This window comes from Mucilaginibacter sp. P4_C11 (genome assembly GCF_056402115.1).
Genome location: NZ_JBFUIA010000037.1, coordinates 50925 through 64827 on the forward strand (window position 1 = coordinate 50925; position 13903 = coordinate 64827).

At 41.4% G+C, this 13903-nt stretch carries 13 protein-coding genes; 5 read left to right on the forward strand and 8 right to left on the reverse strand.

What is annotated here, in order from left to right:
• Window positions 1-54: 54 nt before the first annotated feature.
• Together AC1DU2_RS26125 and AC1DU2_RS26130 are read right to left on the reverse strand one after the other, a co-directional pair.
• On the reverse strand, window positions 55-2022 hold the full coding sequence (locus AC1DU2_RS26125; protein WP_477388047.1) for a prolyl oligopeptidase family serine peptidase: 1968 nt from the start codon (window positions 2020-2022) through the stop codon (window positions 55-57).
• A gap of 106 nt (window positions 2023-2128) precedes the next feature.
• Window positions 2129-2740 carry a hypothetical protein gene (locus tag AC1DU2_RS26130; protein WP_477388049.1) on the reverse strand — a complete coding sequence of 204 codons (612 nt, stop codon included), beginning with the start codon at window positions 2738-2740 and terminating at the stop codon, window positions 2129-2131.
• A 177-nt stretch (window positions 2741-2917) separates the two neighbouring features.
• Between AC1DU2_RS26130 and AC1DU2_RS26135 the strand changes: the two genes are divergently transcribed.
• Window positions 2918-4426 (forward strand): B12-binding domain-containing radical SAM protein, encoded by a 1509-nt coding sequence (locus tag AC1DU2_RS26135; protein ID WP_477388051.1) that lies wholly within the window; start codon window positions 2918-2920, stop codon window positions 4424-4426.
• A gap of 2 nt (window positions 4427-4428) precedes the next feature.
• Here the strand turns inward: AC1DU2_RS26135 and AC1DU2_RS26140 are convergent, their stop codons facing one another.
• From AC1DU2_RS26140 to pyrF, 4 genes are all read right to left on the reverse strand, one after another.
• The gene (locus AC1DU2_RS26140; protein WP_477388053.1) at window positions 4429-4623 is read right to left on the reverse strand and encodes a hypothetical protein; all 195 of its coding nucleotides are present in this window, start codon (window positions 4621-4623) and stop codon (window positions 4429-4431) included.
• Between the two features lie 222 nt (window positions 4624-4845).
• Entirely contained in the window at window positions 4846-5343 is a 498-nt protein-coding gene (locus tag AC1DU2_RS26145) for a hypothetical protein (protein ID WP_477388055.1), read from the reverse strand.
• Window positions 5340-6560, reverse strand: a complete 1221-nt coding sequence (locus AC1DU2_RS26150) for an ATP-binding protein (RefSeq protein WP_477388057.1) — start codon at window positions 6558-6560, stop codon at window positions 5340-5342. The genes AC1DU2_RS26145 and AC1DU2_RS26150 overlap by 4 nt, the downstream gene beginning before the upstream one ends.
• Window positions 6561-6859: 299 nt before the next feature.
• The gene (gene pyrF, locus AC1DU2_RS26155) at window positions 6860-7690 is read right to left on the reverse strand and encodes an orotidine-5'-phosphate decarboxylase (protein WP_477388065.1); all 831 of its coding nucleotides are present in this window, start codon (window positions 7688-7690) and stop codon (window positions 6860-6862) included.
• 353 nt (window positions 7691-8043) lie between these two features.
• Here pyrF and rho point away from each other — a divergent pair, with 353 nt between their 5' ends.
• The 3 genes from rho (at window position 8044) to purS (ending at window position 10724) form a co-directional block, all read left to right on the forward strand.
• Entirely contained in the window at window positions 8044-9675 is a 1632-nt protein-coding gene (gene rho / locus AC1DU2_RS26160) for a transcription termination factor Rho (RefSeq protein WP_477388059.1), read from the forward strand.
• Between the two features lie 91 nt (window positions 9676-9766).
• The gene (locus AC1DU2_RS26165; RefSeq protein ID WP_477365807.1) at window positions 9767-10489 is read left to right on the forward strand and encodes a CDP-alcohol phosphatidyltransferase family protein; all 723 of its coding nucleotides are present in this window, start codon (window positions 9767-9769) and stop codon (window positions 10487-10489) included.
• Window positions 10470-10724, forward strand: a complete 255-nt coding sequence (gene purS / locus AC1DU2_RS26170) for a phosphoribosylformylglycinamidine synthase subunit PurS (protein ID WP_090646069.1) — start codon at window positions 10470-10472, stop codon at window positions 10722-10724. Before AC1DU2_RS26165 ends, purS begins: the two co-directional genes overlap by 20 nt.
• Window positions 10725-10890: 166 nt before the next feature.
• Here purS and AC1DU2_RS26175 read toward each other — a convergent pair whose 3' ends face one another.
• Entirely contained in the window at window positions 10891-11268 is a 378-nt protein-coding gene (locus tag AC1DU2_RS26175; protein ID WP_477388061.1) for an Hpt domain-containing protein, read from the reverse strand.
• Window positions 11269-11292: 24 nt separating this feature from the next.
• Window positions 11293-11772 carry a 2-amino-4-hydroxy-6-hydroxymethyldihydropteridine diphosphokinase gene (folK, locus tag AC1DU2_RS26180; protein WP_477365813.1) on the reverse strand — a complete coding sequence of 160 codons (480 nt, stop codon included), beginning with the start codon at window positions 11770-11772 and terminating at the stop codon, window positions 11293-11295.
• Window positions 11773-11859: 87 nt separating this feature from the next.
• Between folK and sppA the strand changes: the two genes are divergently transcribed.
• Entirely contained in the window at window positions 11860-13632 is a 1773-nt protein-coding gene (sppA, locus tag AC1DU2_RS26185; RefSeq protein WP_477388063.1) for a signal peptide peptidase SppA, read from the forward strand.
• The last annotated feature ends 271 nt before the right edge of the window (window positions 13633-13903 follow it).

Below are 13903 nucleotides of genomic sequence, written 5' to 3' on the forward strand. Positions count from 1 at the left end.
AACAAAAATCAGTGTTGTTTAGCAAAAAATATCATCAGGTATACCTAATGATATTTACTTCTTCAAGTACTTATCATACCATTCCACGTACCGCTGCAGCCTGTCAACCTGGTAGCTTGGCTTGGTGATGCCATGGAACGAGTTTGGGTAAAGTATTAACTCCGTAGGTATCCCCTGCGACCGCAAAGCCTGGTACATTTGTTCGCTGCCGATGGTCGGGACATTAAAATCTTTTAAGCCCGACATAAATAACACCGGTGTTTTGATTTTATCAGCATGAAAAAATGGGTACGATAAGGCAATCCACTTATCGGCATTTTTCCAGGGCACACCAATTTCGTTTTCATATTGTAAAACATACTGATCGCTGCCATAAACTGCTAATTGCAAGGCACTGCCGGCACCGCTGGCTGCGGCTTTAAAACGGGTATCAGATGCAATGGTATAATCGGTAAGGATGCCGCCATAGCTCCATCCGCCTATACCTAAATGGTCGGGATCGGCAATGCCTAATTTTTCCAGTTTGTCAACCGCGCCCAGCAGGTCTTTTACTTCTTTGTTACCCCAGTCGGCATATATCGCTTTACAATAATCAAGGCCACGGCCATTGCTACCCCTATAATTTACACCGGCAACTGCATAACCCGCGCTGGCCAAAACCTGCCGTACGGCATCAAAGGCATATTCATCCTGCCCAACGGGGCCGCCGTGTATAAATAAAATAAAAGGTAACTTTTTGGCATTACTATCGGGCGTTAAAATAATACCGTTAACCTGGGTACCATCTGCACTGGTAGATTCAAAACCTTCTACATGAGCCAGTTTAACATTGGATAACCATGCCTGCTGATGGAACGTTAAGCGGCGCAGCTTGCCGCCTTCCAACGCGAATAACTCGGCAGGGGTGTAAGGATCTGTTTTTTGAACAACCCAGTTGCCGCTTAAGTTGGTGTTGATATCGGTAATGCTGTACGTGCCCTTATTAACCGTACTTATTTTACCATTGTTTATGTTCACGCTGGCCACATAGCGTTCACGGTCGTCAACAACCAAAAATGTAATGCTTTTATTATCTTTTCCCCAGGCCAGGTCGGTAACCGGGCGGTCAATCTGCTGCGTTAGTATCTTTTTATTGGAGCCAACCACATCCATGGTGCACAACATATTTTGATCGTACATCATATAATCGGCATCACTGGTAGAGCGCAAAAAAGCGATCAGTTTGCCATCCGGGCTCCACTGTGGGTTTGTATCGGGGCCTTTCCATGAAGTAACCTGGAGCATACTGGCATTCGGCCGGGCATCAATGGTAAAAATATCTGTGTTCTCGTTTTTATCGGGGTCGGCACTGCGGTTGCTCACAAAAGCTATCGTTTTACCATCCGGCGACCATACCGGCGAGCTTTCATCCTTATCTCCTTTGGTTAAGGTATCAAGCTTTTTTGCTGCAACATCAAACAGGTACAAATGCTTGTGCAGGTGCTGCAGGTAGCCTTCTATATCCTGTTTAAAATGATAACGGTCGATAACAATGGGCTTAGGCGTTTTAGGCTCCTCTTTACCTTTATTTTCAGGGTCGCCAATAACAATCACCAGTTTTTTGCCATCCGGCGACCATGCATATTCGCCCAAGTCGCCTTTAATGTCTGTCAGTTTCACGCCCTCGCCTCCGCGCCTGTCCATCAGCCAGATCTGGCCGCCCTTTTTCGAATCGCGGGACGAGACAAACGACAAATACTTACCATCCGGCGACCATCGCGGCACCGAAGCTGCTTCATCGCCATGCGTTAACGCCAATGATTCCTTACCATCCCAGCTTTGCATCCACAGGTGCGATACCCGTTTATCCTTTGCCGTATCAACTTCAGATACGCTGTAGGCCACCCATTTGCCATCAGGCGAAAGCTGCGGGTCGCTTACCGTAGGTATTTTATCAAAATCGGCCGGTTTAAATGGTTTTGTTTGAGCAGTAGCATACAAAGCATAGGATAGCGCAAAAAGCGAGAGCAGTGTTTTTTTCATAGCGTCAACTTACGAGGTGGTAAGTTAGGAAAATACTATCTTTTAAAAACAAATAAAAATAGGTAATTCAAGTAACGGAGAGACTGTGAATATCAACTACCTGTTCTTATTTAATTCCTATCGTATCTACTTTTTTAAAATCTTTAAAAGCATCAGCATAAATAGCTCTTGTAAAATTGTGAATAGCAGTATCCAACTTCGGCCATCTTACTTTCATATTTATTTTAAGCAAGTCCTCTTGTTTTGAATCAACAATTTCATCTTCTAATTTATCAAATGGCATATCAACAGAATCTCTAAACCAATTGGCATATTGATCACCGAACAAAACTTTCAGCCTGGAAGGATAATAATATGTACGGGCATACATAAATGTATCTAACGCTTCATTTCTGCCCAGCCACTTTTTTAATTCAATGTCATTGTGTTCCCATTTTGAATTGTATAAGCTTCCAACAACGGTTATTCTGGTTGCGATATTTTTACATAATTCATCAGTAAAAGCGATCTTTGCTTTTGTTATTTCATTTCGCTTATCAACTATATTCTTAGCTAACTGTTTATCTTTTTCGATTTTGTTGTTAAAATAACTTACTCCGAAACTTGACAACAACGATATAAATGCTCCCATAAATAATAAAATGTATTCTTTAGGAATAAACGTTTTGTTTTCTTTATCTGAAGATATATAAATCTCCTTTAGTTTTGAATTTAGCATGGGTGATTATTTAGGTTCAACTAATATACCCATCTTTTCTAATTAACAATAAAATATTGTTAGTCACCCGCCGGCATTTGTTGTTATATGCTTAGTACTTCTTAATAACGCATTTTTTTCGCTTATTAAAAATTAAATCATTTACTTTGTTTAACAAAGTACTTTTATTTACAGAATATGAAAGTTAAAATGATCCTCCCCGCCTTAACCGAAGCCGAAAGTCCGTTTTGGAGGCCGATAAAATATTCCCTGTTCCCACCCCTTGGCCTGGCAACATTGGCTGCATATCTATCGCCCGACGATGTGGTTGACCTGCAAGACCAGCACGTAGAGAAACTTAACCTGGATGACAGCCCCGACCTGGTGGTTATCCAGGTATACATCACCAATGCTTACCGTGCCTACAAAATTGCCGACCATTACCGGGCAAAGGGAGCTTACGTTATTCTTGGCGGCCTGCACGTTACATCGCTGCCGTTTGAGGCCACACCGCATGCCGATAGTATTTTTACAGGCCCGGGAGAGGATACGTTCCCTAAGTTTTTGCTGGATTTTAAAAATCGCTGCCCTCAAAAAATATACAATTCAACCATCCGCACTTTAGAAAAAGTTCCGCTCATCCGCCGGGACCTGATCAAAAGACACTTGTACCTTGTTCCCAACTCTATTGTGGTTACCAGGGGCTGCCCACATCATTGCAGCTTTTGTTATAAGGATGCTTTTTTTGAAGGTGGCCGCACTTTTTACACCCAGGAGGTTGATGACGCCCTTGCCGAAATTGACCGGCTGCCCGGCAGGCATTTATATTTTTTAGATGATCACCTGCTAGGCAACACCAAATTCTCGACCGCCCTATTTGACGGCATGAAGGGTATGAACCGTGTTTTCCAGGGAGCGGCAACCGTAGATTCGATATTAAGGGGAAACCTTATTGAAAAAGCCGCAGAAGCCGGCTTAAGGAGTTTATTTGTGGGTTTTGAAACATTTTCGCCGCAAAACCTTAAACAAAGTAATAAAAAGCAAAACCTCGAAAAAGATTATGTAAAAGCCGTAAACAGGCTCCACAGCCTTGGCATCATGATAAACGGCAGCTTTGTTTTTGGGTTGGATGATGATGACAAAGATGTTTTTAAGCGGACAGTTGATTGGGGTGTAAAACATTCAATTACAACATCAACCTATCACGTGTTAACTCCCTATCCCGGTACCGAATTATTTAAAACCATGGAAAGGCAGGGAAGGATAGTTACCAAAAACTGGGATTTGTATGATACCCGCAAAGTGGTTTATCAAACCGTTGGGTTAAGCGCACAGGAACTGGAAGATGGCTACTGGTGGGCCTATAAGGAATTTTATAAATGGAACAATATCTTCAAAGCCAGCATTCAGCACCAATCGCATATGCACAAACTCAAACACTTTTTTTATGCCGGCGGCTGGAAAAAATTTGAACCGGTTTGGAATTTCCTCATCAAAACAAAAAATCTCAACAACACGCTCCCGGCCCTCGAAACTGTGCTATCAAAAATAAACTTCGGCAATAACCAAGGCAAAACAGCCAGGTCAACGTCCATGTATTTACCAGAAGGCCAACTTAATCAGCCACTCACCCAATCAGCCACTCACCCAATCAACCACTCACCTATTTTAACCCCAAACTACTCACTTAAAAATCTTGATACTTGATACTAACTACTTGATACTATCCCCCCCGCCTTTTCCAATTCCACTTCCATTTGCTGCTGTATACGCAATGCTTCGGCGCGGGCGGCTTCGGCAAAGTTTTCATCGCTGCCTGCGTAGATGATGGAATGGGATGCATTTTTTTCCTTGCAGGAAGCCCTAAAGTTACTTAGGGTCTGCTGAAAAACTCGTAGATGCACCTCAAAAATGATTTCCTCATGAAAAAGTTGATTTCTCGAGGTGTTTTGTTAAAAATGGCGATGAAATACCCGGTATTTTTGAATTTTCGAACAGCAAATAAATTTAACTAAAATTGAAGTGCACGGGTTTTGAGGGAAAATCGCATAAACCCGTGCACTTCATTCGTTAAATCTTAACACAACTGCCTGTATTTCATGGTGATTTGAGTTTTTCAGCAGACCCTATTTAATGACAATATTAGCCTGAGCATCAAGGCGAAAACCTGTCGCCTTAAATACCCGCTTATTTAATTCATTGTCAATGATCGCAAAGTTGGGATGTTTGTTATTGCAGGCAAATCCTTTTTTAAATCGAAAAGCTGAAAGATTGTGATTTTCCGCGATTAACCGGATAGTATTCAAAATTTGATCAATTGCTTGTGATTGCCAGCCCTTAACGCCTGTTTTGAGTTCGACCAAATAAAGAGTATCTGTAGTGGTAAGCATACCGTCGCAGGTACTTTCCTGATCGTTGGTACCTTCCTTATAAACGGTAATGCAATAGTCTATCGGTGTGAAAACAACTTCCCGAGTTTCATTATTAATGACCGTAGCAACCCATTTTTTCGAATTGGTGGTATCGCTGTAAGCTATCGTACTATTTTGGTCGTCGCACAATCCGAATAATTCGTCAGTCCTTGCACCTTCGCTACAGGTCGACGTAAAAAAGTCCACGCTCATTTTAATTCCTGTTGTAATTCAAGTAGCGCATCAAATATCCTATTCCCTTCAACCAAAGAACGATTCAGGTAATTATTATCGGATGGTACACCTTCCGGCATTGGCAGATCACTTATCCCCCCTTCAATCTCATCCAATTGGTAAATACATAACTCCTGGGTTTTAATAGCAGCCGCAACCGGTACAATTTTATTTAGTTTCATTCTGGCTGTATCTCCGGAGTAATTTAATAGTAATTCACCTGCCTCAACGGCAATTGTCAAATAATTGATAATGTATGGACTATGGGTAGTGAGCACCAAACTATTGTTAGGGCTATCATTATTTAATTCCAGCAACGAATTCAGAATCTGGTGCTGCGAGGTGGGGAACAAGTTCTGCTCTGGTTCTTCAACGATATTTACGAATGCCTCATACTCATCAGGAGTTGAAAGAGAGCTGACCAGCGCTTGACGTACATCATCAGAAATGTCTGGATTGGTTAACAATTCCTGTACCCGCTTCCTTAACTTCCTTTCCTCTTCAATACTATTTTGCTTATTAGCCAGATTCTTTTCCCGATGAAGCAAACCTGCCAGGTACTTGCTTACAATATACAAGGGTACTATAGACTGAAATCCGCTGGAGGCCTCTGACAAGAAAATCCTATAGTCCTCCCCCACAATATAGGAAGTACTGTTCAGTTGCTGAAATTCAAATCGCGCCTGGTTAATCGGTAGTTCCAATTGCCCGCGTATATCCAGTGCGGCATTAAGGAACTCGTCTGAAAATGTATAAAGGGTGCTGGGTAAGCCTTTTAGTTTATTAACATTTCTTACCGAGCTGACGAAATTTCTTTCAGAGGGCACGTACATAATTTTAGGAAAAGCATACGCTTTGTCTTCAATCTTACGGATACTAACCTCGCCTTCCCGATACCAAATATGGTAGGCATTTCCTTCATATTCAAGCTCTGTTTCACTCTTAAAATACCCGCCTATGTTCTGGTAAGTAAAATGACTTTTGAATATCTTGGTATTGAATTCTTTAGTGGCAAAGTCGCCGCGTACCAATGCCTTTTCAAACCAGGTCATGGTCGAAATTACTTTGGCAACAGTACTTTTACCTGATCCCTGGTTACCTATAAATACAGTGACTTTATTGATATTCAACCATCCGCCCTCACCGGTATACCCAGTTTTGATCGGGCCGAAATTGACAATGCGAATTTTACTCATAGATCATAGAAAACACAAAGATAAACAATCCATAGTGTTGTGTCTTAATTTTTAACAATTGCCTTTTCTTGATGAGTAAATACCATGCCAATTTGCCGTGCCCCGGTATGTTGGTTACATAATTTAAAGTTAATCATTGAAACTTATCACGCAGAGAATATTTTTCTTATCAGCAAGCCTATACTTTGCAATCATTACCGAATTAAGGAATTGACAGAATTTTAATTCATTTTTTTGGGGTAAAGACAAAAGCATCTGTAGCCTGCACAACAAAAAATCTTGATGCTTACTACTTGATACTATATAACTCCCGCCTTTTCCAATTCCACTTCCATTTGCTGCTGCATACGTAATGCTTCGGCGCGGGCTGCTTCGGCAAAGTTTTCATCGTTGCCGGCGTAGATGATGGAGCGGGATGCATTTACTATCAGGCCGCAATCTTTGGTAATGCCATATTTACACACTTCTTCCAGGCTGCCCCCCTGCGCGCCAACCCCGGGTACCAGCAGGAAATTATCCGGCGCGTATTTGCGAATGTTGGTAAACTCGGTACTTTTAGTGGCGCCTACCACATACATAATTCTATCGGCCCCTGCCCAGGTATTGGCCTTTTGGATTACGGTTTCGTACAAATAGCCGCCGCCGGTTTCCAGGTATTGAAAATCCTTACTGCCTACCGATGACGTGAGTGCCAAAATTATAATCCATTTGCCATCATATTTAAGGTACGGCGTAACGCTGTCATTACCCATATAAGGGGTTATGGTGATAGCATCGAAGCTCATGCCCGATGCTTCCTCATTAAAAAAAGCCGTGGCATATTTATCGGATGTATTGCCGATATCGCCTCTTTTTGCATCTATTATATTTAAAGTATCCTTGGGTAGGTATTTCCAGGTATCTATCAGGCTTTGCAGGCCTTTTATGCCGCGAGCTTCGTAAAAAGCGGCATTGGGTTTGTAGGATACGCAAAGATCTTTGGTGGCATCAATAATGCGTTTGTTAAATTCAAGGATAGGATCGGGATATTCCTTTAAAAATTCCGGTATCTTATCAATATCAGTATCAAGGCCTACACATAAAAATGATTTTTTTTGCTTGATCTGATCTATTAGCTGCCTGCGCAATATCATAGGGAGGGGTTAAATATTCGGATGGCAAAAAAACTAAAAATTTAGCTTAAACGTTATAACAGTGCAGATATTTATTTAATTAATTTGTTATTAAGAAATAATTGTTTAGAATTGCATCGTTTTCCTTTGAATTTTTTCTTGCACCAAAGAAACAATTTAAAACCCCACGATTTTTATTAACTAATGTTTTGAGTGGGTTTGGATGTTTATTTAATCAATGCTTCAAGATCAATTTCTTACTATAACGCCCCGTGTGTAACAACGTATAAGCTAAAATGCACATGGAAGTTTTATAACCGTTTGAAAACTATTTACGATATTAAAAATCCCTTTGAACTATAATTCATATCATGTCTGATAAAATCGAATTGAACGACAAACTCGTTTCAGAGTTGCGCGATATTGCAAAAAATTTAGGTATTGCTGAGGCCGACGAACTACGTAAAGCACAGCTAATTGCACGTATTATTGAACAACAACAATTAATTGAGGCCGCAAGGGTACAACAGAACATTGTTGAACAAAATTATGCACCGATTACAGCCGAGCCTGTAGCCGAAGAAGCCGGTGAAAAAACACGTAAGCGTACCCGCGTGTTAAAACCAAAAACTCAGCCCCGCGTTGAAGTACCTTTGGATGACACCAACAATTTTGAAGAGGAAGAGGACGACCAGAATAATGCCAGTCTTGTAAATGATACTACAACAACAGCTCCTGTAAGCGGCGAAATACCAGACAATCAACCTGGTGAATCGGCCCCAAAAGCAGAAGTACCATCTGCTGAGGTACGTCCGCAAAAATTTGACAGGCGCGCCAATGGCAACGCTAACCAGCAAAAAGCACAGGAGCCTGCTATTAACCTTGATTTTGATAACGTTATTGTTAACGAAGGTGTATTGGAGATTATGCCCGATGGTTACGGTTTCCTGCGATCATCTGATTACAACTATCTTACATCTCCCGATGATATTTACGTATCACAATCGCAAATAAAACTTTTTGGCTTAAAAACAGGTGATACCGTTCGTGGCAGCATCCGCCCGCCAAAAGAAGGCGAAAAATATTTCCCTTTGGTACGTGTGGAAGCAATTAATGGTCGTATCCCTGCCGAAGTTCGTGACCGTGTTCCTTTTGATCACTTAACACCGCTTTTCCCGTCTGAGAAACTGAGCTTGTTCACTGATGCAGGTAACTATTCAACCCGCATTATGGATTTGTTCTCGCCTATTGGTAAAGGTCAGCGTGGATTAATTGTGGCCCAGCCTAAAACAGGTAAAACTATGCTATTAAAGGATGTGGCCAATGCCATTGCAAAAAACCATCCTGAAGTGTACCTTATTATACTACTGATTGACGAGCGCCCTGAAGAGGTAACCGATATGGCCCGCAGCGTACGCGCCGAAGTGGTATCATCAACATTTGATGAGCCTGCTGAGCGCCACGTAAAAATAGCCAATATTGTTTTGGAGAAAGCAAAACGTATGGTAGAGTGCGGTCATGACGTGGTGATCCTTTTGGATTCAATTACCCGCCTGGCCCGTGCTTATAATACAGTTGCACCTGCATCCGGTAAAATACTATCGGGTGGTGTTGATGCCAACGCATTACACAAACCTAAACGCTTTTTTGGCGCGGCCCGTAACATCGAAGATGGCGGTTCATTAACTATCATCGCTACTGCCCTTACGGAAACCGGCTCAAAAATGGACGAGGTTATTTTTGAAGAGTTTAAAGGTACCGGTAACATGGAGTTACAGCTGGATCGTAAACTTTCAAACAAACGTATTTTCCCTGCTATCGATATCACTGCATCAAGCACCCGCCGCGACGATCTGTTGCTTGACCGCGAAACGCTGCAACGCATCTGGATATTGCGTAACCACCTGGCCGACATGAACTCGCAAGAATCAATGGAGTTTTTACAGGCCCAAATAAGGGGTACCAAAACCAACGAAGAGTTCCTGATTTCGATGAATTCTTAATATTTTAGTGGTAATGAAGTTATATTTAATGTAAATATTATTTGTAACTTCATTATTACTTAATAAAATCCTGATAACTTCGTAACACAAAATGAAGAGACGAGTTAGAAAACACCTGCCCAATACCATAACTTGCGCCAACCTGTTTAGCGGCTGTATAGGCATCGTGTTTGCCTTCCAGGGTAATTTATTAATCGCATCATACGCCATTTTCCTGGCTGCTATTTTTGATTTTTTTGATGGCTTTGCATCCAGGGTACTCAACTCCTACTCGTTTATAGGTAAAGACCTTGATTCGCTGGCAGACATGGTAAGCTTTGGTTTTTTACCGTCGGCTATTTTATATGAATTGTTTTTAAAGGCCCCGCAAATTGCGCACATCAGCGAGTATTTGTGCTACCTGGCTTTTTTAATAACCGTATTTTCGGCTTTACGCCTGGCCAAATTCAATAATGATACCCGGCAGTCAGATAGCTTTATTGGCCTGCCAACACCTGCCAATGCTATATTTATAGCATCGCTGCCATTGATTATCGAACAGTACGAAGTTTTGGCCCGGTTTATCCTAAATCCGTATACATTAACGATACTTATAGTTATCATGTGTACCCTGCTGGTATCCGAATTGCCGCTGATGTCGCTTAAATTCAAGAACCGCGACTTCAATAAAAACATTTTCCGTTATTTACTGCTCATGTTTTCGGCAATACTGATTCTATTTTTTAAATTTGTGGCAGTTCCGGTGGTTATATTTATGTACATCACCTTATCTTTAATTCAAACAAGACTCACAAATGACAAAATTCCAGGCTGAAATTGACGTAATGCCCAAAAAAGAAATTCTTGACCCGCAAGGAAAAGCAGTAACCGGAAGCATGAAAAACCTCGGTTTAGCCGAAATTCAAAACGTACGTATTGGCAAACATATCACCCTTGAGCTTGAAGCCGACAGCGCCGAAACAGCACACAGCAAAGTAGACGAAGCCTGCAAAAACTTATTGGCAAACCTTATTATGGAAAGCTATACTTTTAAGGTAGTAGAAGTTTAGTTTTTGAGGGAAAAGGTGAAAGGAAAAAGGCGAAAGGTTTGCTGGCAATCTAATCGAAAAAGTGACATTAAATATAAAGGGCGAATGATAGTTTTTATCATTCGCCCTTTTCATTTTCGGTTTCCGGTGAAAACCTTTTGCCTTTAACCTTTTACCTTTCGCCTAACTAAAGGCTTGCTTCTTTTTCCGCTTTAATTTGTTGCAGGGTAATCAAATTTGCATTAACTGTGGCTTTTACCTGGTTAAATTTGGCAAAAATTTCTGCCGGGTTTTGACCGCCTCCTTTACAAGCCAATTCAACTTCCTGTATAGTAGCCTGGCTTATTGGCATTCCAAAAAAACCCAGGTTAGGTTTCAATTTATGCGATGCCTTCCCGGCCTCGGTCCAGTCGCCAGATTCAAGGGCAGCAGTTATAGCACCCAATAATTGTGGTGTTTGCTCCAGGAACATACCAATAGATTCAACAATAAATTCATCGCTGCCATCGGCAATTTCATATAGGAAAGAAAGATCAAAGTCTTGTTCTGGTGAAATATCTGACATATAAAGATTTATGAATATTCAAAATTATACTTTTTTTACGACCAAGTCATCAATAAGTTCACTTTTTAACTGTAAAATATTTTTTTTTATTCCGGGGTGCTCAAATTCGGGCGCCAACTCGGCCAAAGGCTCTAAAGTAAACCTCCGTTTATGCATTTCGGGGTGTGGTACCTTCAAATCCGGTTCATCAATAATGACATCGCCGTAAAACAAAATATCAATATCAATGGTCCGCGAGCCCCATTTTTCTTCGCGCCTGCGTCCCATTAACAGCTCAATTGCCAATATTTTTTCAAGTACTTCCCGCGCTGTAAAATCGGTTTGCAACAGCAGCACCTGGTTTAAATAGTCGGGCGCATCTGTTTTGCCCCATGATTGGGTTTCATAAACAGATGACGCCTTTAGTACGGGCGCCACATCTGCTTCAATGCGCTCAATTGCCTCATTCAGCAGCAATTTTCTGTCGCCAAGGTTACTGCCCAAAAGTAAAAAAACATCAATCATGTTGTAACAAATATTATAGAACAGGCTCTTACCACTATACGGTATTGAATTACTAAGTTTGCATAGTTAAACAGATTTATAACATTAATGAAACAATTCTTCAAATTCGTTTTTGCCACCATGCTGGGGTTAGTATTAACAACAGTGATACTGGTTTTTATAATTGTAGGTATAATAGTTGCCGCCAGCGGTGAAAAAGAGGTAGAAGTTGAGCCCGGTTCTGTGTTACACATGGCGTTTACCACGCCAATAACCGAGCGTACGCCAAACAACCCGCTTGCCGGGTTAAGCTTTTTAGGGTTAAACAGTGATAAATCAACCGGTTTAAACGATATTTTGGCTAACATTAAAAAAGCCAAATCCGATAGCAACATCAAAGGTATCTTTTTGGATGAAAGCTATTTGACATCGGGCCAGGCTACCACCGAAGAAATTCGTAATGCATTAATCGACTTTAAAAAATCGCACAAGTTTGTTATCGCCTACTCTGAAATTTACACCCAGGGCTTTTACTACCTGGCATCAGTTGCCGATAAAGTATACATGAACCCCAAAGGTATTTTTGAATTTACAGGTTTTAGCCAGCAAGTTACCTTCCTGAAAGGCGCACTTGATAAATTGGGCATCGAGGTACAAATTATTAAGGTAGGCACTTACAAAAGCGCAGTTGAGCCTTTATTCCTCACCAAAATGAGCGAACCTAACCGTTTGCAGGTTACCTCCTATTTAGGTTCGTTATATGACCATTTTTTAACCGGTATCAGCACAAGCCGGGGTATTAATAAAGATTCGTTGTTTAATTATGCCAATAGCGGTCGCGTTCAATTCCCCGAAGACGCGGTAAAACTAAAGCTGATAGATGGCCTGAAATATAAGGACGAACTATTAGATGAACTTAGGCAGCGCACAGGCAAGGGCAAAAAAGAAGATATTGCAAGCGTTGACCTTGATGAGTATACCAAAAGCAAAACCGACGATAATACCGACGACGATAATTCGTCAAAAAATCGCATAGCTATTGTTTATGCCAGCGGCGATATAACCGGCGGCCAGGGCGATGATAACAGCATCGGATCTGAAAGAATTTCAAAAGCTATACGTAAAGTACGTTTAGACAACAAAGTAAAGGCCGTTGTATTACGGGTTAACTCGCCCGGTGGCAGTTCATTGGCGTCTGACGTGATATGGCGCGAAGTTGCGCTTACCAAAAAAGTGAAACCCATTATTGTATCGATGGGCGATTACGCCGCGTCGGGTGGCTACTATATCAGTTGTGCGGCCGATTCTATATTTGCCGAACCAAATACGATAACCGGGTCGATAGGCATTTTTGCTGTATTGCCCAACATGCAAAAACTGTTTAATGACAAACTGGGCGTTACTTTTGATGGTGTAAAAACCGGAAAATATGCCGACCTGGGCGACGTGAGTCGGCCATTAACTCCAGAAGAAAGGGCGATATTGCAAAACAACGTGAATCATGGTTATGACGATTTTACAAAAGCCGTTGCAGCAGGCCGTGGCAAAACACAAGCCTACATCAACAGCATTGGCCAGGGCCGGGTTTGGACCGGCGCACAGGCTATAAAAATTGGCCTGGTTGATCGTTTGGGCAATATTAACGATGCTATTGCATCGGCTGCTAAGAAGGCTAAGCTTAAAAACTATAACCTGGTAAGCTACCCCGAGCAAAAAAGTTTCTTTAAACAGCTCGACAGCGATGTAACCGGCCAGATGAAAACCAAAATGATGAAATCGGAATTAGGCGATAATTACCGCGTGTACGAGCAATTAAAAGGCCTTACCCAAATAATGCGCACCCCACAGGCCAGGTTGCCCTATGAAATTGTGATCAAGTAAGTTTTATGTTATATTTTGAAAGAAGAGGCTGTATCATAAATCATGATCAGCCTCTTTTTTATTATTAATGGTTTATTGCTATAAAATCAATTAGTTATCTATGGTTTTATTTGTTTTAACAATCTGATTTTCATATATTTAAAGTATAGATATATGAGATATGGCAATCAGACAACCTGTTTTCAAACACTATGATCAGCAGCAAATATTAGCTATTCCGCCAACCCTGGAGGAGCTAATCCCGCAATCCCATCCGGTTAGAGTTGTCAAT